The 26,162-nt window shown below is 42.7% G+C and carries 22 protein-coding genes and 1 pseudogene; 8 read left to right on the forward strand and 15 right to left on the reverse strand.

Going from position 1 to position 26,162, the window contains the following annotated elements; genetic code table 11:
* Positions 1-7: 7 nt before the first annotated feature.
* From ACRQ5D_RS23860 to ACRQ5D_RS23885, 6 genes are all read right to left on the reverse strand, one after another.
* On the reverse strand, positions 8-1,501 hold the full coding sequence (locus tag ACRQ5D_RS23860) for a RagB/SusD family nutrient uptake outer membrane protein (RefSeq protein ID WP_091164398.1): 1,494 nt from the start codon (positions 1,499-1,501) through the stop codon (positions 8-10).
* Between the two features lie 9 nt (positions 1,502-1,510).
* Positions 1,511-4,456, reverse strand: a complete 2,946-nt coding sequence (locus ACRQ5D_RS23865; protein WP_432329842.1) for a SusC/RagA family TonB-linked outer membrane protein — start codon at positions 4,454-4,456, stop codon at positions 1,511-1,513.
* The gene (locus ACRQ5D_RS23870; RefSeq protein WP_431200588.1) at positions 4,456-4,872 is read right to left on the reverse strand and encodes a hypothetical protein; all 417 of its coding nucleotides are present in this window, start codon (positions 4,870-4,872) and stop codon (positions 4,456-4,458) included. The genes ACRQ5D_RS23865 and ACRQ5D_RS23870 overlap by 1 nt, the downstream gene beginning before the upstream one ends.
* Before the next feature lie 290 nt (positions 4,873-5,162).
* The gene (locus tag ACRQ5D_RS23875; RefSeq protein ID WP_091164390.1) at positions 5,163-6,329 is read right to left on the reverse strand and encodes a FecR family protein; all 1,167 of its coding nucleotides are present in this window, start codon (positions 6,327-6,329) and stop codon (positions 5,163-5,165) included.
* Between the two features lie 177 nt (positions 6,330-6,506).
* Positions 6,507-6,803, reverse strand: a complete 297-nt coding sequence (locus tag ACRQ5D_RS23880; RefSeq protein WP_431200591.1) for a sigma-70 family RNA polymerase sigma factor — start codon at positions 6,801-6,803, stop codon at positions 6,507-6,509.
* The gene (locus tag ACRQ5D_RS23885) at positions 6,709-7,086 is read right to left on the reverse strand and encodes an RNA polymerase sigma factor (RefSeq protein ID WP_431200592.1); all 378 of its coding nucleotides are present in this window, start codon (positions 7,084-7,086) and stop codon (positions 6,709-6,711) included. Before ACRQ5D_RS23885 ends, ACRQ5D_RS23880 begins: the two co-directional genes overlap by 95 nt.
* Positions 7,087-7,439: 353 nt before the next feature.
* On the opposite strand from ACRQ5D_RS23885, the gene ACRQ5D_RS23890 reads away from it, so the two are divergent.
* Entirely contained in the window at positions 7,440-7,799 is a 360-nt protein-coding gene (locus ACRQ5D_RS23890) for a DUF1304 domain-containing protein (RefSeq protein ID WP_091164385.1), read from the forward strand.
* A gap of 224 nt (positions 7,800-8,023) precedes the next feature.
* Here ACRQ5D_RS23890 and glgP read toward each other — a convergent pair whose 3' ends face one another.
* A complete protein-coding gene (glgP, locus tag ACRQ5D_RS23895) occupies positions 8,024-9,688 on the reverse strand; it encodes an alpha-glucan family phosphorylase (RefSeq protein ID WP_091164382.1) in 1,665 nt (554 codons plus the stop codon).
* 581 nt (positions 9,689-10,269) lie between these two features.
* On the opposite strand from glgP, the gene ACRQ5D_RS23900 reads away from it, so the two are divergent.
* The 6 genes and pseudogenes from ACRQ5D_RS23900 to ACRQ5D_RS23925 all read left to right on the forward strand — a co-directional run bounded on the left by ACRQ5D_RS23900 (position 10,270) and on the right by ACRQ5D_RS23925 (position 17,298).
* Positions 10,270-10,653, forward strand: a complete 384-nt coding sequence (locus ACRQ5D_RS23900; RefSeq protein ID WP_431200593.1) for a DUF302 domain-containing protein — start codon at positions 10,270-10,272, stop codon at positions 10,651-10,653.
* Between the two features lie 344 nt (positions 10,654-10,997).
* The gene (locus ACRQ5D_RS23905) at positions 10,998-11,381 is read left to right on the forward strand and encodes a hypothetical protein (RefSeq protein ID WP_091164379.1); all 384 of its coding nucleotides are present in this window, start codon (positions 10,998-11,000) and stop codon (positions 11,379-11,381) included.
* A 93-nt stretch (positions 11,382-11,474) separates the two neighbouring features.
* A pseudogene (locus ACRQ5D_RS23910) lies at positions 11,475-14,514 on the forward strand (efflux RND transporter permease subunit); the annotation flags it as partial.
* A gap of 54 nt (positions 14,515-14,568) precedes the next feature.
* Complete coding sequence (locus tag ACRQ5D_RS23915; RefSeq protein ID WP_431200853.1) at positions 14,569-15,825, forward strand: TolC family protein; 1,257 nt, start codon at positions 14,569-14,571, stop codon at positions 15,823-15,825.
* A 179-nt stretch (positions 15,826-16,004) separates the two neighbouring features.
* Complete coding sequence (locus tag ACRQ5D_RS23920) at positions 16,005-16,967, forward strand: efflux RND transporter periplasmic adaptor subunit (RefSeq protein ID WP_431200854.1); 963 nt, start codon at positions 16,005-16,007, stop codon at positions 16,965-16,967.
* 34 nt (positions 16,968-17,001) lie between these two features.
* Entirely contained in the window at positions 17,002-17,298 is a 297-nt protein-coding gene (locus ACRQ5D_RS23925; protein WP_431200594.1) for a hypothetical protein, read from the forward strand.
* Between the two features lie 396 nt (positions 17,299-17,694).
* Here the strand turns inward: ACRQ5D_RS23925 and ACRQ5D_RS23930 are convergent, their stop codons facing one another.
* From ACRQ5D_RS23930 to ACRQ5D_RS23965, 8 genes are all read right to left on the reverse strand, one after another.
* Complete coding sequence (locus ACRQ5D_RS23930) at positions 17,695-18,741, reverse strand: response regulator (RefSeq protein WP_091164371.1); 1,047 nt, start codon at positions 18,739-18,741, stop codon at positions 17,695-17,697.
* A gap of 366 nt (positions 18,742-19,107) precedes the next feature.
* The gene (locus ACRQ5D_RS23935) at positions 19,108-19,956 is read right to left on the reverse strand and encodes a universal stress protein (protein ID WP_091164367.1); all 849 of its coding nucleotides are present in this window, start codon (positions 19,954-19,956) and stop codon (positions 19,108-19,110) included.
* 34 nt (positions 19,957-19,990) lie between these two features.
* Positions 19,991-20,827, reverse strand: coding sequence for a universal stress protein (locus ACRQ5D_RS23940; RefSeq protein ID WP_091164364.1), 837 nt, complete (start codon positions 20,825-20,827; stop codon positions 19,991-19,993).
* Positions 20,828-20,931: 104 nt separating this feature from the next.
* Entirely contained in the window at positions 20,932-21,297 is a 366-nt protein-coding gene (locus tag ACRQ5D_RS23945) for a hypothetical protein (protein WP_176844403.1), read from the reverse strand.
* Positions 21,298-21,417: 120 nt separating this feature from the next.
* A complete protein-coding gene (locus ACRQ5D_RS23950) occupies positions 21,418-21,765 on the reverse strand; it encodes a DUF3943 domain-containing protein (RefSeq protein ID WP_176844402.1) in 348 nt (115 codons plus the stop codon).
* A 253-nt stretch (positions 21,766-22,018) separates the two neighbouring features.
* On the reverse strand, positions 22,019-22,699 hold the full coding sequence (locus ACRQ5D_RS23955; protein WP_091164354.1) for a BON domain-containing protein: 681 nt from the start codon (positions 22,697-22,699) through the stop codon (positions 22,019-22,021).
* Positions 22,700-22,938: 239 nt separating this feature from the next.
* Complete coding sequence (locus ACRQ5D_RS23960; RefSeq protein WP_432326826.1) at positions 22,939-23,331, reverse strand: helix-turn-helix domain-containing protein; 393 nt, start codon at positions 23,329-23,331, stop codon at positions 22,939-22,941.
* Positions 23,332-23,583: 252 nt separating this feature from the next.
* Entirely contained in the window at positions 23,584-24,687 is a 1,104-nt protein-coding gene (locus ACRQ5D_RS23965; protein WP_176844401.1) for a S1C family serine protease, read from the reverse strand.
* A gap of 476 nt (positions 24,688-25,163) precedes the next feature.
* Here ACRQ5D_RS23965 and ACRQ5D_RS23970 point away from each other — a divergent pair, with 476 nt between their 5' ends.
* A complete protein-coding gene (locus ACRQ5D_RS23970) occupies positions 25,164-26,018 on the forward strand; it encodes a universal stress protein (protein ID WP_091164286.1) in 855 nt (284 codons plus the stop codon).
* Positions 26,019-26,162: the final 144 nt, after the last annotated feature.

A 26,162-nucleotide genomic window follows, 5' to 3' on the forward strand; every position in this document is an offset into this window, starting at 1 on the left:
TATGGGATCAATTATTGTAAGCCGCCTCGTCATCGGGGATCGGGAACACGTAAATGCTGTTTGATGCAGGATAGATCTGGCCGCTGGCCGCCACTATATCAAGATTTAACCGCTTATACATATAAAAGATCTGGCTCTCGCCGTAAAACTCTTTCCGGGCGTCTTTAACCAATTCATTGATAAAAGCTGTTTTGCCTAAAGTAGCGGGCAACAGATCAATAATGCCGCGGTGCGTACGGACGGTATTTAAGTACTCTATTGCCTTGGTCGGATTGCTATCATAAATAGCCTCAGCAGCAATGTAATATGCTTCTGTTAAACGAAAACCCGGGGCCATCAGCGGGTGCAGATTTTTTAACGGCGAACTGTTCACCAAATATTTAACCAGGTAGCTGCGGTTTGGGGTTACATCTGTGGCTGTAAAAAACCATTGCCTGTAGCGCCAGTCTTCGGCACCCACGGTATTCTTTTCATAAATGTTATCTAACTGCAGCGGTGTTGGCTGATATTGAGCAACGTTAGCCGCGCTGAACAGGGTAACCAGCGCATTATTTTCATTAGCCTGAGGCGCATACCAACCAAACACCAGTTCGTTGTAAAACACCCTGTCTTTTTGCTCAACATTGTTGTTAAAGGCATCGTCCTTTTGTGTCCAGGGAAATTTGTTGGCATTTATTACGTCGGTAGCGTTAGAGAGGGCATTTTGATAATCATTTTTATACAGGTAAACCCTTGCAAGTTCACCGCACACTGCATAATAATTAAGCCTGTGCCTACGGTTTTGCAAAAACAAGCTGCTAACCATTGTTTCCGTTTGCTTAGGGCCAACATAGCCGTCGGGATAGGTTTTATTAGGATATCCGACAATGTAAGCGGGTGAAAGAATTGGATCTGTACTACTCAGAAGTGCACGTGCATTACGCAGATCAACTATGGCGTTGTTAATTACCTCACCTACTGATGAAAACGGTGTACTTTTAATGCTTACTGTGGTTACATAAGGTATCCCTTTAGCATTTGGGTTAGATTTATACGAAGCCCCAAACATGCGTAAAAGATCAAAATGCAGGTACGCGCGCAGGGCAAGTGCCTCGCCTTTAATGATGGCATAGTTGTTACCCGAAAATACAGCCTTTTGCTTATCTATTACCTGCAGTATCTCATTGCAGTTGCCAATGGCATTGTATACCGACGACCAGATCTGGCTATTTTTATCCTTTAAAATGTTTTGGCTATACTGAAAAGAAGCGATCTTCTGAAAATCGGTATTGGAGAACGTATAGTTCTGCGCCATGATATCCAGGTTGCTGAACGTAAGGTTTCCTGCATACAGGTCTGCCTTTGTGCACCTGGAATAAACACCATTTAAAGTCTCTTCAAAACCATCTTCGGTATTAAACAACTGCTCTTTATCTACATCAGATTCCGGCTGTACATCCAAAAACTTTTTACATGATGTAAACATCAGCAAGGGGATTATAAAAATTAAATATCTTTTCATGGTTATGTGTTAAAATGAACCCAATAATGAAAATGTTAAGCTGCGGGCGAAGGGATAATAGATACCCCGTTCTGCCTGAATAGTTGAAGCCCTGAAAATATCGTTCGCTGTGGCTGCCAGCCTCAGATTTTGAAGTCCTAAACGGCGAATGGCATTTGGCTTAAAATCATATGACAGGTAAAGCGACTGCAGTTCGATCAGGTTATCTTTTTGTATAAACCGTGATGATACATAGGTATCGGTGAGGTCGGTAATGTTTTTGAAAAACGTGTGGTCGCCAGGTTGTTTCCACCTTTGCTCCAGTACGCGGCTATCTACGTTAAAGCGAGGGTCGGCATTTTCAACCCTGTCAATAAGGGTTTGGTTAAAGGCCTGCCCGCCAAAACGGTAATGGAAGCTAAAGCTTAGCATAAACCTTTTGTATGATACCGTGCTGCCAAAAAATCCTTCGGCTTTTGGCGTAGTATTACCTACATCCTGCACATCCTTAACATCCCATATATAAGTTAGGGTTCCATCTTTTTTCACCAGGATCTCTTTGCCGTTTTCAGGATCAATACCCAATGACTTAACTGCATAAATGGTATTCAATGATTTGCCTTCAACATACCGGGTTAGCGGCGTTGAAAAAGCGTTGTTGTCCTTGTTGGTTTGGAAGTTATCTATATTGCTGTTAAATGCCTTCAAGGCATCAGATATCCTTACTATTTTGTTAACGTTGTGAGCAAGGTTACCCGTCAGGTTTATATTCCAGTCCGATGCGTGAAAAACCTGTGCTACAAGGTAAAGCTCATAACCTTTGTTTGACATATCGCCAAGGTTATCTTTATAAGTGCTGAAGCCCGTTGATGGCGCAAGGTTGATATCGGTGATCAACCCTTTGGTAAGTTTGTAGTAGTATCTTGGCGAGATAACGATCCTGTCTTTAAACAAACCGATGTCCATACCTACATCGGTTGTGCGGGTTTTTTGCCACTCCAGGTTGCTGTTACCATAGCCTAATATAGTAGCGCCAATACCTGTTGAATACCAGTGTTGTGTATCATACAGGTAGATTGAACGCGATTGGTATGCCGGGAAGCTGATAGAACCAAGGGTAGCAATACTTCCTTTAAGGCGCAACTGGCTTATTACATTTGAACCCCGAAAGAAGCTTTCCTTATGAATGTTCCAGCCGATACCTAACGAGCCGAAAGGAGCATAACGCCTGTCGGCGCCAAAAGTCGATGAACCATCAACCCTTACGGATGCATCTAAGAGATATTTGTTTTGAAACGCGTAGTTACCCGAAAAGAAAGCGCCGGCCGTTCTTGACCTGGTTACATCGCCATAAGGGCCTGAGTTTTCTTTATAAATGCGGGCAAAACCTATATTGGTGAACCTGTCGTTTGAAAAACCCTGGGCCGAAAATGTTTTAACATCAGCCTTTGACGCTAAAATATTGGCACCTAACACAAGGTTGAAATAATGATCGCCCAGTTGCTTGTTATAGCCGATGGTTACGTTACCGTCGAGGTTAAGGCTGGCATTGGTACCATAATCGTAGGTTCCTTTGTTATTCGCCTGATCGGCGGCAAAATTGTAAAAAACACTGCTTAACGGTGACACGTATTTATCAGATGTTGTGCCGGTTTTATTTACGCTCATTAATGCCCTCAAACGCAAACTTTTTGATAATTTATAATCGACTGAAAACGACTCCAGGATCTCCGTATATGCCAATTTATCAAAGCTGCTCAGGCTGGCTTCATACAAGGGATTAAATACATTTTCGGTAATGTATTGATCTTTTCCCTCGCGAAAAGTATTTACACGCCAGTTGGCAAGCTCCTGCACCAATCTGCCTGTGCTGTCTCTTATCGGGAAATATGGGTTGGCGTTTACATATTTCGAAAAATCACCATATGGAGAATTGGCCTGATTAACCTGCGTAATGGTCAAATCATTCCTGATGATAAGTTTTGAGCTTGGATTATAGGTAAAATTTACACCGCCGCTGTACCGGGTATTATCCGAGCCTTTCATAACCCCAGGCTGTGTCTGGTAACGCAAATCGATACCATACCTGAATGACTGATCGCCGCCCTGCGCGTATACCGAATGTTTTTGCTGATAGGCATTTCGTAAAGGCTGCGACAACCAATAAGTATTAACACCGCTAGCTACATTTTTTAGCCGCGTGAACAACTGGGCATCAAGCTCGTCCTGTTTGGTATCACCACTGGTAGATGTCTTTGTATCATATAAACCAACAAGCTGCTCGTAAGCTACCTTTTGTTTTGCGTTAAGCACGTGATAGTCGGACAGATCGGGGCCATTGAAAGTAAGCTCATAATTGTATGATAACTGCAGCTTTCCTGCAACAGGCGCTTTGGTAGTGATCACCATTACACCGTTGGCTGCCCTTGAACCATAAACCGCGGTAGCTGCACCATCTTTCAATAAGGTAACCGATTCGATCCGGTTAATATCCAGGTCAACTACTTTTTGAAGCGATACTTCAAAGCCATCAAGGATAAAGGCCGGCAGGTTATAATTGCTTGAAAGATTGTTACGGTCAAGTATTTTATCATTGATGGAAGGGATAGCTGTGGCGCCCCTTACGTTGATCTTTGGCAGCTTGTTTGGATCCGAACCGATAAAGTTATTATCAAGTACTTTAAACGACGGATCAAACGAGGCTATGCTTTTGATCACGTTTTGCGGATTATTACGCTTCAGATCGGCACCACTTACTGTGATAGCATTACCGGTATAATTATCTTTTTTGATAACCTGGTAACCGGTTACCACAATGTCTTTAATGTTATTAATATCAGGCAAAAGCCTCACTACAATCGATTGGCCTGCTACCACCTTAACTTCCGCCGATTTGTAGCCCATAAATGAGAATATTAATGTTTGCCCTGCATCTGCCTGTACATTAAACTCCCCCTTATCATTGGTTTGGCCTATTACTCCCCTACCCCCTTAACGGCAATATTTACGCCCGGTAAGGTGGTTTTACTTACCGAATCCAACACACGGCCACTCACCGAAACCTTGTTGATAGTAACCGGTTCCGTCCTCGGTTCAGGTATTTTATTTTGGATTACGATGGTTTTAGATACAATAGTAAAACTCAGATCGAAGTTTTTAAGACAGGCGCTGAGCACGTCAACAAGCTGCGTGTCATGAAAATCGGCATCCACTGTTTTGCCTTTTATATTCACTTTTTCGCTGTAAAAAAACAAATAACCTGTTTGTTGTTTTATATCCTTAAAAACCGATTCAAGGCTCTTATTTTTACCGGATATGGTTACCGTTTGAGAATAACTTGCTGCGGATAAGTGCAACACGCCAACAAGCAACAGTATAGTGGTGAGTTTCAATACTAATAAGAATTTGCACTTTACCCCCGTATTGCGCATACGGCGTTGTAAAGAAAAGTTAATTTCATATTTTTGAATAAGATTGGGTTAATAAAATGCAGCCCAGGGCTTCGACATCTTGTGCTGCCTGACCTATTTTAAACCGGAAGCGGTGAGAGGCTTCCGGTTAATTTTTGGTCTGTTGATATGAGATTGATCTGAGATTTATCGTAGTTGTTTATCCATTAAGTTTTGTTTTAGTGATTAGCATTTAGTTTGTTTAGTTGTAAGTATAAAGTTTAAGTTAAATATCATTTACTGTAGGATACCTTCACTGTTTTGCCCTCAACCGCAAATTTCATGTTATTAAGCTCCAGTATCCTGAAAACATCGGCGAGGTTGCTGCTCCTTGAAATTTCACCGAAAAATTTCTCTGTTGGCATATCGCCATCATAAACCACATCAATATCATACCAGCGGCTTACCTGGCGCATAACCTCGCGGATATCCTCATCTGCAAATGAGAATATGCCGTTTTTCCAGGCTACTTCTTTGTCAAGGTTCACTTGTTGTTTACTTATCGTACCGTTACCAGTACGGCTTATTACAGCCTGCTCACCGGGAACAATAAGTATTGAGTTTGTTGCCGATGTTACCTTTACCGAACCCTCCAACAGGGTGGTTTTAACCAAAGCTTCATCGCCGTAAGCATTGATATTAAAATGCGTGCCGAGCACCTCAATAGTTTGCAATGCCGATTTTACCCTGAATGGCATTGCTTTATTTTTTGTTACTTCAAAGTAGCCTTCGCCATTGAGCGTTACCTCACGTTCCGCTCCCTTAAACACGGTTGGATAAGTTATTGACGATGCCGCGTTAAGCCACACGTTAGTGCCGTCGGGCAGGATGACCTTGTACTGCCCGCCGTTAGGGGTGGTAACCATATTTTGAACGGCTTGATTCTGTCCGGTCGCTTCGGCCTGGTAAACGATCTGCCCATCGGCCGTTTTGGTGATTTTAACCCCGGCTTGTTTAGCTATTTGTCCGTTGGCAGCATCATCAAGCGATATGGTTGTGCCGTTGGCCAAAGTAAGCGTAGCCTTGTTGGTACCAGGTACTATGCCTTTGTATGAGTTTGCGGCCAAATTATCGGCCTTATACCGGTTACGAATAAAAAAGTAAGCACCAACCGAAATAAACAACAGAATTGAGGCGGCCACGGCATATCTGGTCCAACCCGATCTTAAAGGCATGGTAACCGGCTTTTTTTCGTATTGCGCTATCCTCTCATCAACCTTTGCTTTAATAGCATCTTTAAGATACAGGTAGTCGGCCTCATTTTCATCAGTAATGAGGTCATCGTTCAAATCAAACAGGTTATAGTACGATTCCAGGAATTTAATTTCTTCTTGGGTAGCCTCGCCACGTTTGTATTTTGCTAGTATTTGTATAAAATATTGCTTGTTCGCCTCGTCCATTTACATCCTTTATATATACATGAGTCGGCAAAATGAAAATAGCCCATGTTAATTGAAAATATTTTTAATGTTTTATTTAAAAATAATGCGCATTTAAAATCAAAATGATAAAATATCATCAACCAATCATCATAATTGATAAAAATAGCGCATCTTCATTAAAGAAAAAACGTTTTATCAACCTTGTTGATAAAAATAAAGCAATACATGGAGTAAGAAAAGTGATTTACGAAGTGTTGCAAGGGCCTTCCCCATTTGATTACGAACGGTTTTGGGGGATATTTCCAGTTGATCGGCGATTTGCTGGCTTGAGAGGCCTTCATTAAAGCGCAAGTTGAATATAATACGCTGCTGGGGCGGTAAAGTATCTATAAGCTCATTAAAAGCTTTCAAAAATCTCGTCATGAAGCACATTAGCATCGGCGCGACCAAGATGGCTTTCAATTTCATGGACTGTATCAGGCAAGGCTGCATAGCGCGATTCCTTTTCCATATATTTAAAAACGCCGTTGCGAGCGGCAACCAATAAATAAGCCGGAAGGTTCTCAATCGGCGACGTTGACGTGCGCACCCATAACTGCACAAATACGTCTTGAGCAATATCCTGAGCGCGTTCTATATCGTTAACCCGTTTGTATGCTGCATTATAAACCTGCTTCCAATATTTGGTATATAATACATCAAAGGCAGGTTTGCTGCCTTCGCTAATAAGTTTCAGAAGTTTGGCATCGTCGTCTGACAAGTCAAGAGGGGCCATGCGTTATTTTAATTTCCTATATTGATCAGGTTAATTACACAAACATCATGGTGTTTTAATGCTCATTGTATATGTGTCAAATCCAAATATAGAAATTATCTGGCAAAATAAAATCTTATAAACGGGTTTAACCCCGATGGCAGAGAATTATCAGCTTAGCATGGCAAGAATGCTCCGATTAACCTTTATCTGATGGCCGCTTTCTTAATTATTGTAATTTGCACGGTTATTCATTTGTACTTGAATGCCCCCTACAGAATAAGTGTAAGGTTTAAGGCTTAATGGCGTAACAGAATCCCGGTACAATATATCCTATAACATTTACTACATTTATACTTAAGACATCAAAATCTATGGATCTTATTATCAAAGTACTCATCGGCCTGGTAGCCTTTATCCATTGTTATATATTATGGTTGGAAATGTTTGCCTGGACAACCCGCGGCCCCAAGGCATTCAACAAATCATTGCAGGAACTGGAAAACAGCAAAGTTTTAGCGGCTAACCAAGGTTTATACAACGGATTTTTAGCAGCGGGTCTGATCTGGACATTCTTTATCAGCGACGCACAATGGCATAACTATGTGGCCCTGTTTTTCCTGAGTTGTGTTGCCGTAGCTGGTATTTACGGGGCACTTACAGTAACCAAAAAGATCTTCTATATACAGGCCGTACCTGCAATACTGGTCATTGTATTAATCATGATGAGGTGAGCGCATTTATCAACCTTACGCAATCTTTTATCCGGGTCGCAATGGAAAAAACTATGAAGGGATTGGTCTCGCTATAGCCGGTTACAACAAACAATTCACGGTTTCGATTACTGCCTGGATAAATACCAACAACGTGTCGACCTTACGACCAAACGTGGCATCAACCCCCAGGGCTTGTGATCCTATTGCTCAAAAGGTTGTGGGAAGCAGCGAATGGGCCCACATTAACAAATATTAGTACCGTTAGTATAAAGCTGTTTATAATACTCTTTTGCCATCCGGTTACTGTCAAAGTGAGGGAATATATCCTGCATGCTGTGCCTAATTATTTCAATCCATTTATCCGGATGATCGTAATACAGGGGAATGACTGTTCTTTGCAGCAAATTGTACAAGTTATGCGCATCGGTTTCATCCTGTTGAAATTTATGTTCACTAATTTCAGTATTGGGTATAACAAAACCGTTCACGCCATCCACAACAAATTCCGGAAACCAGCCATCAGGAATCGAAACATTAATACATCCGTTCATTGCAGCCGACATCCCGCTCGTACCTGAAGCTTCGTGGGTCAGCCGCGGCGTGTTGAGCCAGACATCTGCCCCTTGTTTAAGCAGTCGTGATAAACGCAATTCATACCCTACTAAAATCGCGCAGTTAGGGTAATACTTACATAAGTTTACGATCTTATCAAAACTGGCTATCGCATCATAATCCATTGGATAAGGCTTTCCTGCCCATATCATTTGGATCGGCATTTTATTGTTAGTTAGCAGTTGGTGAAAAAAGTCCATATCATGCAATAGCAATTCCGGCCTTTTGTACCCGGCAAACCTCTTCGCAAAAACAATGGTGAGCACTTCAGGATCGAGTAGAACGCCGCATTGGTCCGCTACCTCGTCAAAAAGTGCACGCTTACCTGCCTTTTTCTTTTCCACCAGCTTTTGAATCTGATTAGTTTCCAATGCCGCATACATTTCCTTGTCTGCCCAATAAGAATAGCTCTGGGCATTGGTTATAGAAGTAAGTTCACAAATGCCGTTATTTCCATTCCATATTCCCTGTAGTGTGTTTAAATGCATTTTTGACACAGCATTGGCTTTGCCGGAGAACCTAAACGCAGTTAAGGTATGATCCATAACGTCGCCCTGACAACCCGCTATTTCCTTTACCTCATCTATTGGAATATCCCCCCAAAAACCCATTTTATTAAGCAGAAACAAATCAGACCGTTGGTTGCCGCCAGGTTCGGGTGTATGGTTAGTGAAAACCAGTCTTCTTTTTACTTCCTCAACGGATTGATATTTTTTATATAAATAAAATGCGATGGGTAAGGCATGTGATTCGTTCAGGTGATAAATATCCGGTTGGAAATTGATTGCTTCTAATAAGCGTGCCCCACCTTCGCCCAGCAATATCGCAGCAGCAGTCCCCGTTTCAGGATTACTGTCATAAAGCTTATGTGAAATGGTTTTAGCCAGATAGTCATTCTCCGGCAGATCTGTTGTCAGGAAAAACATAGGAGCCGTTTTAAAAATTTCAGGCTTCAGGTAAAATGCTGTAACCCAAACATCATGGCCGGATACCTTGATAGTAAATTTAATGCCGGTATCAATGAGGAAGTGATATATTTTTTCCTGGAAGAGTACCTCCATGGTTTCATCGCCCTTTCTTCCCTGGTTATAATACCCATATTTCCACAAGATTCCGATACCTATAACGTTCTGCCTGAGTTCATAGGCGCTCCTCATTAAAGAGCCTGCAAGATAGCCGAGACCACCTGAGTAGGTTTTAAGGGGCTGATGGACGGCATATTCCATGCAAAGATAAGCGACCGGCGTTTTGTATTCCGGGTTTATTGGGTAAGGATGCTGAAAGGAGAAGTTCATATGATTTAAAAAAAAGATCCGTAGCTATTTTAAAACTGACGAGTATATTAGTATTGTAGACTATTTTAATTTCTGTTTTTCACAAGTTCTGATGAATGTTTTTCAAATGTTGGTGTTTCTCTGCTAACCGGGAATGACACGGATCAGGGTATTATATGACAGTACGCACAAAATACTCAAATTCAAACGATGGATTAACAGCCAAATTTGAAACCTGCCCGCAATTGACTTTAATAACTGACCTCACTCCTACATCCTTTAAAACATACAGCCGCTGTTAATATTTCCGTTTACAACAATTCTTTCACAATGATACCCTTCCATGTCAGCACTTTTCGTCATTCCCCCATTTCCCAGTCTTGGGTTTTGGTTTCTTTAGGGTTTAAAATTCGTCAGCAAAGGCAGGAACATCAGGCATAAAAAAATGAAATCAGCTTTATTCAAACTCGATTCACCTCCGCAGCCAATGATTTGCCACCGATGATTTACATCAATCTCATAAATGAGCTAAGTCATTTATTTTGAGTCATTAAACCAGGAAATTTAAAAGCGTAAAAAGTGTAGTAATAAATCCACAAAAAATGAAATACTATTTCAACAAAAAAATAACCGGAAGTTTCGAAGAAGCAATTCAACGGGTTACGAGCGCCTTAAACAAAGAAGGGTTTGGCCTATTAACGGAGATTGACATAACGGCGACATTAAAGAAAAAGCTGGGTGTAGGTTTTTACAACTATAAAATATTGGGTGCATGTAACCCGTCATTTGCTTACAATGCCTTATTAGCCGAAGATAAGATCGGTACCATGCTGCCCTGTAATAATTGTACAGGAAAAAAACCTGGCAAAGTGGAAGTATCCGCCATAAACCCGGCAGCATCCATGAAGCTCATACTAAACAAAGATTTACATAGGATCGCAACTGAAGTAAAAGACAAACTAAAAAAGGTTATCAAGGAACTATGAATTATGCACCTTCAACACAGGGATATATCATTAATACACGTCATCATTAGGCATGCTTCGCAGGCAATCCCAATGACCGCTAAATGAGATATAATTCCCACGAGTGACAAAGAAATCGCCCGGTATGACAGTTATTTTTTTAGCGGGCTTCAGTATATGAAGAAATACAGCCTGGTATCGTATTGGAACCGAAGGCTGAATATGAAAAAAGGACCAAATGCGGCTGCGATGACCTCCGGACCTCATTTTGAGCCGATCGCGCATATTAATAAATGAATAAAACTTAATAATCATATGATCTGCGTCAAAAACGATTGTTTATTAATTGTTACTTTTGTATAGTTTTGAAAAAGTTCACGGCCATATTGCTTTTAACAACCTTCCTGTTCTCAACAACTGAACTCCACCAGTTGCTGAAATTGCCTGTGGTTTTTGAACACTTTGCCGAACACCGGAAGGAAAACAAGAGCATTTCATTCCTGCAATTTCTGGACATGCATTACATGCATGGCAACCCGAAGGATAAAGACTATAGGGAAGACATGAAGCTGCCTTTCAAAACAGCAGATAATTGCACAGCGACGATATCACCGGTGCTGGTTCCTCAATTATTCCAGCCACTCGTCCCTCCCCTGGCATTCTCAACGAAAACGAAATTACATGCCTTCGATCAGTGGTTTAACCACTCAACTTATTTATCCAGCATCTGGCAGCCGCCAAAATCCTAATTAGCGGTCGTTTTTATGTTGTTTGCAGCGCTTAGCCTGGCTATTCCTGCTATGCGCTGCTTTTTGAATTACTAATTTTCAAGATCTTATTTTATGTTAAATCATATTATCGCTTTTTCCGTAAGGAATAAGCTGATCATAGGGCTTTTTATTATCGCTCTTATTAGTTATGGCAGCTACCAGTTTACAAGGCTGCCTATTGACGCCGTACCCGATATTACCAACAACCAGGTACAGGTTATCACCATCGCCCCATCATTCGGAGCTACAGATATCGAACGTTTGGTTACCTATCCAATAGAGCAGGCGAACAGCAATATTTCGGGCTTAAAAGAGATCCGAAGCTTTTCCAGGTTTGGCCTGTCGCTGGTTACCATTGTTTTTGACGACGCTACAGATGTTTACTGGGCGAGGCAGCAGGTTGCCGAACGTTTGCAAAAAGTGCAAAGCCAGATACCTGCCGGTATTGGCACACCCGAGCTTGGCCCGGTAAGCACCGGGCTGGGCGAAATTTACCAATACGTAGTGCGCCCTAAAAAGGGCTATGCCGATAGGTATAACGAAACCGAACTCCGTACTATACAGGACTGGATAGTTCGCCGCCAGTTACTCGGTGTCAAAGGCGTAGCCGAAGTGAGCAGTTTTGGCGGGAAGCTTAAACAGTATTCTATTGAAGTTGATCCTAATAAACTACTTTCCCATAATATTACCATAACCGATGTTTTTAAGGCCCTGGAAAGTAACAACCAGAATACCGGCGGCGCCTATATTGAAAAAGGCCCAACGGTGGTGTATATCCGTAGCCAGGGACTGATTGGCAATATGGAAGATATCAATAATACGGTAATTAAAAATACTGCCGATGGCTCGCCGCTTTTTATTAAAGACGTGGCCGATGTTAAAATAGGCTATGCTACCCGTTATGGTGCGATGTGCTATAACGACGAAGGCGAAGTTGCGGGAGCGGTTGTCATGATGCTGAAAGGAGCCAACAGCAGCGAGGTGATTAAAAACGTAAAGGAACGTATAGCACAAATCCAGAAAACTATGCCAGAAGGCGTTGAGATTGAACCTTTCCTGGACCGTACCAAAATGGTGAACAACGCCATCGGTACTGTGGAGCGCAACCTGCTTGAGGGGGCACTCATTGTGGTATTTGTACTGGTATTATTCCTTGGCAATTTCAGGGCAGGTTTACTCGTTGCCTCTGTGATCCCGTTGTCGATGCTGTTTGCCATTATTATGATGAACCTTTTTGGTGTAAGCGGTAACCTAATGAGCCTTGGTGCGCTTGATTTCGGTTTGATCGTAGATGGGGCCGTAATTATTGTAGAAGCCGTAATGCATACCCTTAGCCATAGCAAACATTTTACATTAACTGACAAGATTGGGCAGAAAGAAATGGATCAGGAGGTGAACAGTTCTGCCAGCAAAATGATGAATAGCGCTGTTTTTGGCCAGATAATTATATTGGTAGTATATCTTCCGATCTTCACCTTGCAGGGAATCGAGGGTAAAATGTTTAAACCTATGGCGCAAACCGTAGCGTTTGCGCTGTTGGGCGCTTTTATTTTATCACTCACTTACATCCCTATGATGAGCGCCGTCTTCCTGAGTAAGAAGATCAAGCACAAGCCCAATTTTTCGGATAGGTTAATGGCGAAGGTTGAAAGAATATATCAAAAAACATTAAGCGGGGTAATTGCATTTCCCAAAGCTGCATTACTAACTATTATCGGTCTGTTTATATTTTCAGCCTATATTTTAACCACACTGGGCGGTGAGTTTATACCTGCACTGGAAGAAGGTGATTTTGCGGTTGATACGCGGGTGCTAACCGGCAGTAGCCTGAATACTACTATTACCAATACCCAAAAGGCCGCCCACATCTTAAAAAGCCAATTCCCCGAAGTTGAAAAGGTGGTGACCAAAATAGGCAGCGGCGAAGTGCCGACCGATCCTATGCCCATGGATGCAAGCGATATGATGGTGATACTAAAACCCAAGAACGAGTGGACATCGGCTAAAACCTTTAATGAATTGTCTGAAAAAATGGGTAAGGCCTTACAAGCGGTTCCGGGTGTTACCGCAGGCTTTCAGTACCCGGTTCAGATGCGTTTTAACGAACTGATGACCGGTGCACGTCAGGACGTGGTTTGTAAAATATTCGGCGAAGACCTGGATACCCTCGCTGCTTATGCGAATAAGCTGGGTAAAATAATCAATACCGTTGACGGCGCTAAAAACCTGTTTGTGGAAGCAGTTGCCGGCATGCCGCAGATTATCATTAATTATAACCGCAATGCCATAGCACAATACAACCTCAATATCGCCGATATTAACAAGGTGGTTAACACCGCACTCGCCGGACAAAGCACCGGAACCCTGTTTGAAGGTGAAAAGCGCTTTGAAGTAGTGGTCAGAATAAGCAGCGAGCAAAAAAAGACTTGAAGGATATTCAAAATTTACTCATCCCGACACCGCGGGGTACACAGATCCCTTTATATCAGCTGGCCGATGTACAAATCAAGGACGGCCCCAACCAAATACAGCGCGAGGATGCCAAACGCCGTATCGTAGTTGGCTTTAATGTGCGCGGCCGGGACGTACAAACAATCGTAAACGAGCTGCAGGCCAAGGTAGATAAACAACTTAAATTCCCGGCGGGGTATTATGTAACCTATGGTGGTGCCTTTGAAAACCTGAATGCTGCCAAACAGCGCCTGATGATAGCCGTGCCGGTTTCGTTACTGCTTATTTTCTTACTACTCTATTTTGCTTTCAACTCCATTAAGCACGGATTATTGATTTACTCCGCAATTCCATTGTCAGCTATCGGGGGCATCCTGTTCCTTGCTTTGCGCGGTATGCCTTTCAGCATCAGCGCAGGTGTTGGCTTTATCGCTCTGTTTGGCGTGGCCGTGCTCAACGGTATTGTATTGATATCGGAATTTAACCGGTTAAAAAAGAAGGTATGACCAATTTGAAACGTATTGTGTTATCAGGCACCAAGGTAAGGCTAAGGCCGGTACTGATGACAGCATTTGTGGCTTCCCTGGGTTTCTTTCCCATGGCTATCAGTAACGGTGCCGGTGCCGAAGTACAAAGGCCGTTAGCTACGGTAGTAATAGGTGGCTTGCTGATCGCCACTTTCCTCACCTTGTTTGTATTGCCCGTTTTATATATCATGTTTGAAAAAGGCTTTAAAACAGTGCTATCGAAGAAAACGGGCACTGTACTTTCCATCACTTTGCTGACTGTAATAAGCCAAACCTCGGCGGCGCAAACACCCATTACCCTTAAAGCCGCTATAGATACTGCTTTAAAAAACAACTTACAAGTTAAACATGAACAGTTAAAGTCGAAGTATCAGCAGGTACTGATCGGCACATCAGCCAATATTTCGCAGGCTACGCTGTTTGGGGAGGTTGGACAAATCAACAGCAGCTACAACGATACCAAATTCGGTATTTCCCAGTCTTTCAACTTTCCGACTGTCTATAGCAGGCAGAAAGAACTTTTGCAAGAAGACTGGAAAAACAGCATACTGAATATCGCGGTAAATGAGGTGCTGTTAAAAAAGCAGGTTAGCCAGGTTTTTAACACCCTGGTATATCTGGAAAACAAGCGGATGTTACTACAGCATGCCGATAGCCTGTATTTGAGCTTTTATAAAAAAGCCGAGTTGCGGCTGGCCAAAGGCGAAGCCAATATACTGGAGAAAACAAGTGCTGAAACATTATTGGGACAAGTGCAGATGCAGCTAAACCAGTTAAAGGAAGATGTGGCCATCATACAACTGCAATTCCAGTTGTTGCTTAATTCTACAGAGCCCTTAACACCAGATAAATCCGACTATAAATTAGCCGTTACATTGGCCTCAGACACCTTGACCTTGAAAAACCACCCGGTAATAAAACTAATAGCTCAGCAGCAGCAAATTGCAGACGCTGCTATCCGCATGGAAAAGAGCAAGCTTTTGCCTGATCTGGCCATAGGATATAACAATACCAGCATCAAGGGTATTGGTGCCGATAATAAGCTTTATAATGGCTCAAACCGGTTTAATTCAGTGCAATTGGGTATCGGCATACCTATTTTTGCCGGGGCGCAAAAGGCGCGGATCAACAGCGCGAGAGTAAACAAACAGATAGCCGAAAGTAGTTATGCTATGGAACTTCAAAGCATGACAACAGCTTACCAATCTGCCGTTTTTCAATACCACAAATACCTGCAAACGGTTCAGTATTTTGAAAGCAAGCCGTTAAAAAATGCCGCTTTAATAACCGTTACCGCCAACCAGCAAATTGCCGCCGGAAACATCAACTACCTGGAATGGACACAACTGATTAACCAGGCCACTACTATTAAAAATGATTACCTGGATGCTGTTCGCAACCTTAACGAGGCCATCATTCAACTCAACTATTTTTCAAACAACTAAAAATATGATCATGAAACCCATTATATATTTATCAGTCATCATTATTCTGCTATCTGCCTGCGGCGAAAAAACCGGCAACAGATAATACAGGTAAAGCAGAGAATACTAACATTGTAACCCTGACGGATGCGCAGCTAAAAAATGCATCGATACTTACAGGCAAGCTTGAGCAAAGGGAAATATCATCTGTGTTAAAACTCAATGGAAAAATCGATGTTCCGCCGCAAAATATGGTTTCCATTAGTGTCCCCCTTGGTGGGTATTTAAAATCAACCAAGTTGTTGCCGGGCATGCATGTGAATAAAGGTGAAGCCATAGCGATGATAGAGGACCAGCAATATATCCAGTTACAACAGGATTATCTTACAGCAAAGGCCCGGATAGGATACCTGGAAAATGAATATAACCGCCAAAAAGACCTTAACCAAAGCAAAGCGAGCAGTGACAAGGTTTTTCAGCAGGCCGAGGCCGAATACCGCAGCCAGCAAGTGTTAATTAGTTCATTAGCTGAGAAATTACAACTCATTGGTATCAACGTACGAACTATCAGCGCCTCAAAAATATCCAGGAGCGTCAATATATACTCTCCTATAACCGGCTTTGTATCTAAAGTAAATGTCAATATCGGCAAATATGTGTCCCCGACGGAGGTGCTGTTCGAGTTGGTCAACCCAACAGATATACACCTGGCGCTGAAAGTATATGAGAAGGATCTGGATAAATTATATATCGGTCAAAAACTGGTGGCCTATACCAACAACCAACCCGCAAAAAAACACGAAGCCGAGATATTACTGATTGGCCGGGATCTTTCTGCCGACAGGAACGCAGATGTGCATTGCCATTTTGAAACCTACGATAAAACACTGGTTCCGGGTACTTATATGAATGCAGAAGTACAAGTAAAAAATACTAAGGCATATGCCATAGCTAACGAAGCCATTGTTCAGTTTGAAGGTAAACAGTATATCTATAAAGTTATCGGGAACCGACAGTTTGAGATGGCCGAGGTTAACATAGGCGAAAGTGAAAACGGCTTTACCGAAATACTGTTGCCAACAAAGGATATGACCGCGAACGCTGTTTTTGTAACCAAAGGCGCGTATTCATTATTAATGATGATGAAGAATAAGGCGGAATAAAATTAAATAAAGTTTAAACTAAGGCCTGTCAAATATGAAAACTAATATCACGATGAAATTAGTCATCTCAGTAGTCACCATCACTATATTATCATCATGCGAAAAAGCTATTGTATATAATGGGAATGTTAATGTTATGGTACAATACAACCAACAACCTGTGCCAGATATTCCTGTTTATTACTATGCCGGGATGCCTGAAAAAGACAACTCAGGCAACATTACATATCAAGGAATGCAGCTTTCCGCTATTGATGGAAGTGTAACTTTTAGGCAATTACCCCCGGGCAATATCACTTTACAGCATCTGGTTTTTGAATCCTGCCCATAAAGCAGTGGGAGCGGACACTGATATTACTGTAAGAAAGCGATACCGGGACGAAAGTAACTATCAAATACTACTCCCCCTTCGTTAAATTAAGTCCGGAAACAGAAAATGCCTCTTGGCATTTTCTGTTTCACTCAGGCACGTTGTCGTAATGGGATAAATTGCTAAGCACTGCAGATTGCAGATCGATTTTTGCAGTTTGGCTTTTCTGGTGTAAAGAATTACATTATATCCTGATCTGCTTATTTATTTGATTCAAGGACCGCAGCCATTAACTGGTTATTATAGTGATTAGATTGAGCGCACGTGCACCTTCAACTGCTTCGGTGTACCGGACCAGCGATACAAGGGACATCGGCATGTTGCGTTATCTGAGTGAGAAAAACATCCGAAAGTAGCTTAGTGTCTGGCTTTTGCAAAATTTATGGCATCCAATATCCGTATATGGCTGCCCTTTCTTTCAATTAAGCCTTCTTCTTTAAAATCGCTAAGTGTACGGCTAACGGTTTCTGTGGCCATACCAGCCATAGCTGCTAATTCATCACGCGATATTTTAAAATCATTATGATCCGGAAATTGCGACTGGAGGCGCAATAACACTTGTAACATTCGGTTTCGCACAGAAGAGTATGCAAATTGCAGCAATTGCTCTTCTTTTTCACGAATATTATTACATAAAATTCTCATAAATTGCTGACTAATATCCGGATATTGTGAAATCAGATCCATGATCATATCCTTGGGCAGGAGGCACACCACCGAATCATCTATCGCCTCAGCGGTGTCGACATGTTTGTCTGTGAATAGCTCGTTAATCCCCACATATTCTTCCGCTTTGTAAAGCCCGGTCACTAATTCGCGACCATCTTCAACAAGCTTAAACGTCTTGACAAAACCCTCCAATACCAAATAAATGCCTTCTGGATTATCGCCTTCATAGTACAAAATATGTTTCTTTTTAAGCTGCCTCACTTTTCGTTCGGCAATCAATCTTTTTAACTCATCGCTACCAAGAACATGTTCGGAAGCCAGGCGTTGTAAACTTGTCAGAGAGCGACTATAAAATGTCTTGAGGTTTTCCTGCTTCTGAAGACGGCAGTTGATTGCGTGCAGTAGTTCTTTATCGTCAAACGGTTTGGTCAAATAATCGTCAGCCCCCATAGCCATCCCTTTTCGCAGATCTGGCTTTCCGGTTTTAGCTGTTAAAAATATAAAAGGAATAGTTGCCGTGTAAGGGCTTTTATTCAGAATGTTCAGTACACCATATCCGTCAAGTTCAGGCATCATGATATCGCAGAGTATCAGATCCGGTCGCTGCCTGATGGCTGTCTTAACGCCGCTTTTTCCATTTTCGGCCGTGATTACTTTGTAACCGCTCATCGCGAGAATTTCAGCAGTACTCTCCCGAATATCGCTATTATCTTCAATGACAAGGATTGTCTTCATAATATTATAATCAATTGAACAAATGATTTATTAAATATTCTAATGCTTTTTCCTGGATAAGTAAAGACGCCGTGATGATATTATGTGATCTTCAACTTATTTAAACAATAAACTATTTCCAATAAACAGAGAACATGCAAAGCAGGAAAAAGAAAATTCGTTGTGGCAACGTAATCTGCACCTGTTTTTTAACTGTGTCGATTTACCATTTTTAGCGCGGTACCGTCTATAGTTGCATTATGCTGCCGCTGCCGGCCAGCCCAGGCACCACTATTCCATTCTCGTCCCTGATCGGTGCGGAGGCTGCCCGCTTATTCTATACTTGATTAATCTTTTTTCCTCTCAGTTTAATTTCAAATTATCTGCCTACTTTACCACCAATAAAGGCACTGGCATGTGGCCTGCAGATTGTTGGGTCCGACTTCCATGGAAAAGTTGGTCAAAAAAACCATGTTGATGATGAGCCATTGCGAGCAGGTTTATGTGGGCGTGAGCTATGAGCCAATTTAAACCATTGGCGACATGCTTACTGTTGACTGTTCTGACACTGACTTTTTCATAACCGTATTTGGTCATGATTCCGTCTTTTAAAGCATCAATCACCAATCTGTAATCCTGATCATCAACATCCCAATGGATATGCGCTAATATTAATTCTGCGCTTAAGGATCTTGCCAGCAACACCACATTCTTCAACGCGTCCAAATCGTTGTTGATATGTTTGAGGTCGGTGGCAAACCCTATCCTCATGATTGGCTGAAACTTCGCACCTATCGGAACCAGTAATAAGGGGCGTACAGCCGACTCTATCATTTTGCGGCTATGGTTACCAACCATCCAGGTCCCTAAATGGTCGTTACTGTGGGCACCAACGATAATCAGGTCTGCCTTATACCGATCAGCTTCCGTATTTACAACATCAGTAACGAAACCAGGGCCCTGAATACACAATATCTCTGGTTTATAGCTGTCAATGTTTCCTGTTACAATCATATCCTCTTTCATTTTGGAAAGTTGCAGCTTGCTATCGCGGTCTATATCGTCATAAACTGCCTCCGGCCAGGCAACAGTTCCGCTTTGTGGTACTTCTGCAGGTACATTTAAGGTATGGCAAAGTAATAACTTAGCCTCCAGGGCTTGTGCAAGCCGGTAAGCGTAATTTGCAACATGACTGGAATTAGCTGAAAAATCAGTCGCGATCATCAATGTCTTCATAATTGTCAATTTAATAAGGTAAATAGCTCCGTTTTTATTTGCTATGTGCTATAAATAACGGCAGGTCCAAAACTTCCATTAGTTTATTAGCCATACTATTGTTGAACATTCGAGAAACAGCTCCCCGGCTGTAAGCCCCCATAACCACAACAGCTCCCGGATCGGCTTTTTTCAACCAGTCAAGCAATACATCTTCCGGATCACCTGTCAACTGCGTTGTTACTAGGTCATCGTAATGACATCGTACATATTCACCAATCAGGTTTCCATCGGGTAGTAAAGCCAAGGGGCGTTGGCTTACGCAAACAACCTCGGCGGGGTATTTTTTTGCCCATGGAAATAAAGAATTGAATGTTTTTAGCGCAAATACAGAGGACGGATGACCGTCGTACAAAATAATTATCCGTTTGACTGAATGGTAAACCGGCGGAACAACCAATACCGGGCTCTGAGCACTGGCCAGGAACTCTTTAATAAAGGGTGCAGGCCTTTCCTGATGATAGTGATTTAAAGTTTCGACAACGTTGATAACTGTAAGGTCGCTGTAAATACTTTCTTTGATCAGCTCGTTGATCGCAAAACTTTTGTCTTTATGCACTACATAACTAACCTGCTTTTCAGCGCATATCTTTTCAAATAGGGCGATAGTCCTATCACAGGTTGTCCGGTCTTTTCTAAGCAACCGGTTCAGCTTATCTCCTGAAACACCCTGACTTCCCACCATGTCAAAAATATCGAAGCTATGATAGAGAAAGTCCTCTAAAAAAACCCCGTTAATTACCATATGGTCGCGGCTTGCCAGTTCAATAGCGTAGTCAAGGGTTGCCTGCGAGAATTTCAGGCCGTCAAATGCTGCACTGATCTTTTTCATATTATTTCTATATGATATGTCAAATGTAATTTATTGAAGAGCAGTGCAATATGATGACAGTCAGCAGTCACAGTGATCTGCGTCATATCCGTTTTAGTTAAAATTCAAGCTGTACCGGCAAGAAAACCGGAGATAGGGATAGCGGGCGGTGATCTTTGGGTGTTTTTGATAATACCCAAGCAAATAAAACTAGCCAGTTCCAAACAGGCCGATACACCATTACACAAGCGAAGACCAACTTCGCCCGTTACAGCTCGCAATACGTAATGCGAGGCATTGCCATTGACGGTACCGATTAGTCCGCCCCGGTAATTGAAGCGAAAAAATAGACGATTAAACATGGTAGCCCCAAATTGCCCGTAAAAGCCTACTCCGGTCCCATAATCATAGTTACGGCCCTTAAAATGGTAAGGATCGGGCACGGCGGCCAGTATCACCGACCAGCCGCCTGCGCTCGCTGTGACTTGCAACTGCTTATTAAGTGTAAAAGCTGAAATCCAATTCAATTTGACACTTTGCGCGCTATTAAAACAGCCCCATTTTGAATATAGTCATAATTTGCGGATAAGGTAAGAAGTTGAGGATTATGCTCAACTTTGTTTAGCCACCATCAGTGCTAATATTTCGCTAAACTGCCGCTTAAAACCGCGCGTATGATTATTAACAATCTGGTTAGATAAACGGTAGGTCATTTCACCGAGGGCGATACCGCCGAAACAGGTATTGATAAAATCGTTCGGTGAAGGGTATTGTTTTTCGGCAGCGGCCTCCCAAATATAACTGCCGATTAGCGTTGGCGGTACCGACTGCCAGAATGTATAACCATTTGCACGGAACGCACTAAAATAAAGACTGCCATGGTAAGGATGCGCGAACTGATTTGTGCCGAAAGCGCCGTTATCCCAGGTCCAGCTCGACGGTTGCAGATTATGAGTCACAGTGCTGAAAGATATATAGGCGAAATCAACATTTCGCACATACCGGTCAACAGACCAGGGAATGAGCTAACCCAGCGCCAATTGAAACGCAGCGCGCTTAAAATGGGTTTGCGTGGCCGTATCTGCTACAGTAGTTCCGTTTCCGTTGGCCGGAAGCAACCGTACTGACAATCATCAGGCATAACAGTAAACAAACCGGGCGGCACATAGTTTAAACAACAAGTTGCGGCTACATGATTACTTGCATATCCTCTCAGATGTGTGACTGCAACATTAATTCAGGCTCTTCAACAATCAACTTACTGTCCAGGCTGGTAACTCCGGGCGCAGCCCACACGATATCTTCCGCCTCTTCCTTTTCGGCAAAAGAGCGCACTTTGCCGGTAAGTGTCGCTTTGTTCCCGCTTACAGAAACTGTAATCCTGGCGGCATCTATTGCGGCCCTGCGAAGAAAAGCTTCACTTATTTTCTTTGCCAAATCATCAGCGCTTACCTTTGGGCGTATGGTAATAGAATTATTTACGGCCTTTACACCGTGGAGGTGCTGTATAGCGGTGCTGGCACTGTTACGCTGAACGTCCCATTCCACCTCTCCTTCTAACATCACAATACCATTTTCCACTTTTACTTTAATACTATCTTCAGGAATCCCTGTATGCCATTTAAGGGCATGCAGCACGGCCTCGGCTATTACCCCATCGTTTGTGTTGTACGCAGGAGATACTCCAATCTGGATATTCTCAGCCAGCGCTTTCACGCCGGCTACCTTTCTGGCAGCGTTTTCAGCAGCTAATTTCCTGCCATATGTATCCACTTGCCCGCAAAGTGTTACTACACCTTTTTTTACGCTTACTTTGATTTCTGCATCATGAAGGATAGGATGCCATTTAAGCTCGTCCATCACATCTTTCTGAATTTCAAGATCTGTTTTCATGTTTTTTTGAATAAATAACTTGTAATTGCTGAAGTAAATAAACCGTAAAGTAACGAGAGTTGACATGACCGGAATCACCTGGCGACCTGACCTTGATCAGCTTTGCAAAGTGTCCGCGGCGTAATATTTGATGCCCCTCAGGTAGCGAAATTAAAAGCCTTCCCCGGTTAAAAAACAATGAATAGCCAATCTGTCCTGTAAATACATGGCAAATCAAAATTTATTATTAAACTATTAGATCAGTTTTTTCCTGACATAAGTTTTTCATTAAATGCCTCTAATAACTTAATGTATCTTCTCATCCAATAATAGATCGGATCATCCGGCTTTTCGCTACCTTCATCTAAACCGCCCAATGTTTGTATGTTGACGGCCCCTAACCTTTCAGGCAGTTCTTGAGGAAACTCTTTTGTAAAATCATAATTTAAGACGTATCCTATTTTGCAAACAATTTCAAAATCCAGATCCTCTGCTTCAAACCAATTGTAAAGCGTCCGGCGACTTACCTGCAGCGCCCTGGCAATATCGCTGATGCTCGCGGAATTCCGGCGTATGACGAGTTCAACAACACGACCACGATGCAGGCACCCCCTATTGTTGCCAGGGCTGTTGTTCCCAAATTCGCCAGACATTGATTTTTTTCACTGTTCATAAAGAATAAATTATCGCCCCGCCAGGCTTCCAAATCAAAAATTAATATTTAATAAAATATACTTATGCCAACTAAAGATTGCTTCAGAATATTGGGCAAGTTGTATCACCATATTTGTTCGGACCAAAAGATCAAGCAAATAACCTTCGTCAATTTAACGTCTCTCATACACACCGCACTTCCATAAATTAGTTCGGCCGCTTTTTCCAAACAAGTCATACTCAAGCTTGATTTATTTTCTATGAACAGTGCGCAGTAAAGGCCATGCATCGCCTTTGCTGCCTGCGACATTCCGGCTGTTATTATCCGCCGAAAGCTTAACAGGCAGCGATATTTGCCCGTTATCTCGCCAAATAACCAGGGTAATGCGATCTCCCGGAGTTCGTTCCGCCAGCATTTCTCTGCATTGGGCGGTATTTTCAAGCGTAATTTTATCGAGCATCAGCAGAATATCGTCTTTCCGAACACCTGCCAGATCCCCCGCTCCTCCCTTTATCACGCCTTTTACCAGCACGCCGTTTACATTCTTCGTCTTTAACCGGCCCGCCTGTCTGGCATCCATATCGCGGAGAACAATATCAAGTGATGCATGGTGAACCTCGCCAAAGGCAACCAAATCCAGCCATGCCTTTTTTACAATCCCCGAGGGAATGGCAAATGAATAGCCAGAGAATGAACCCGTAGGAGAAAGTATTGCAGCATTTATACCAATTAATTTCCCAGACACATCTACAAGTGCGCTACCACTCATGCCTTCATTACTGGCAGCGTCTGTTTGCAGGTATGAATTAACACCCGACGCAGCGCCCAGATCGTCAATTCCGCGGAAACGGGCACTCAAAATGCCGGCTGTAACCGTTGAGTTTAATTCCAGCGGATTTCCAACAGCGAGTACAGGGTCTCCGATGCGAACCAAGTTGGAATTTCCTATTTCCAAAAATGGTAAGCCATCAGCCTGTATTTTTAGTAATGCCAAATCCGCCGCAGCATCTATCCCGAGCACTGTTACGTGGAAAGCCCTGCGATCTTGTAATATAACAACCACGCTATCTCCTGCCGCTATTACATGGGCGTTTGTTATAATGTAGCCGTTAGTACTTAAAAGTACGCCTGAAGCATCACTAACAGGTGTATCATAAGCAGATCTGTCGAATCTTTGACCAATCTGCGCGGGCAATTGCGGGCGCCTGGATAATAAGCTGTCTGAAAGGTAAGAGGTAACCCTTACCACCGCGGGCAACGCTCTTGCGGCTGCCAGGCTTAAGTCGGTCACTGTAGCCTGGGCGCTTCCCCTTGCAGGTAACATCACTAACAAGTAGATAATAAGCCTCTTCATTTTATAGTTAATAAAATTAACAGCTGCACAATTCCGCTTTTGCTTTATCGGCAGCAACTCTGACTGTATTGGCGAATTCATTCTTTGAATTGATACGGGTTTTCATGGATAGCCAAGCGCGGTAATGCACTGTATTGATTATCTCACGAATTTCCGGGTTGGGCGTTGTAGCCATATTTGTCTCTTTCAAGCCCAAATTAAACATAGTTACAAACCGGTAACAATGACCCCCATCATCCAAATAGATAACTTTGCTCACATCATCATTGTGTTACGCTGAATATCATTTTTTTTAATGCTGATCATCATTTATAATCAAACTGCGCGTAAATACATTTGATTGACTTAAAAAACCTGTCAACCAGGAGCGACCGCGCAGGTTACCTTTAATAATAACCGCCTGCGGTAAACTGCAGACAGAAGCATAAAAAATGCGAAAACACATGTACAATCACAGCACTTAAATTAAGATTCAAATGAAAAAGCTACTGGTTCTCACGGATTTTTCACCGAACGCTGCACATGCGGAGGCTGCAGCATTAAGGTATTCGGCCAAGCTTGGCTGGGGCATTGTTTTGTATCATACCCTGCCGTTCATTCCGTTGATTCCCAGTGACACTGCGGGTCCTTATGTAACAGAAACCACGAGCATGCTGTTTGCCGATGCCAGGGAGAGATTAAGTCGCGAAGCCGATCATCTGAAAAAACTTGCCGGTAGTGTACCGCACTACCACCCGGATATTGAGTTAAAAAACGGCGAAGGTACCCTGAGCGATGTAATAGAAGAAATTTCCGGCCAACGTGAAATTGAAATGGTAATTATGGGCGGAAGGTCCGACAGCGCCCTGGAGCACTTATTGACGGGCAGCGATACAGCAGCGGTTATTCGCAAGGCTGTCAAACCTGTGCTGATTTTACCGACAGGCGCTGAACAGTATATACCTCAATACGTCGTTTTTGCAACCGATTTTAATACCGCTGATTTGCCGGCGATAGATTTTTTAATTGATTTATCTGAAACGCTCGGTTTTCATCTCGATGTTGTGCATGTTGTACAGTCCAATGAAGTGGCTGCCGATATTGTCCCGGAAGTTACCTTCAGTAAGTTTCTTGCCCAACGCGGACTCAGTTGTACCCAAATACCTGGCAAAAACGTACATAAGGGCTTGCATGAATATTGCCGGGCACATCACGCTAATGTATTAGCAATGACTCATGGTCACCATTCTTTAATTTCGAGACTTTTTAGCCAGAGTGAATCCTTAACCGCAATCACCGACAAACAATCGGCGGTTCTGGTTTTTCCGCCTGCTTTTAACAAGTCTGTCTGAAAGCTGTTGCTTCTGGCATCATTAGGTGTTAATTGATGATTAACTTTACTAACATTATTTGTCAGCCCATTGCATGCCCGCAAATCCAAACGATAAAGCCACCGATAAAGCATCTTAATCCACATCTATCTCGATATCTGTAAG

The organism is Mucilaginibacter sp. P25 (assembly GCF_050859465.1).
Lineage (GTDB): Bacteria > Bacteroidota > Bacteroidia > Sphingobacteriales > Sphingobacteriaceae > Mucilaginibacter > Mucilaginibacter gossypii.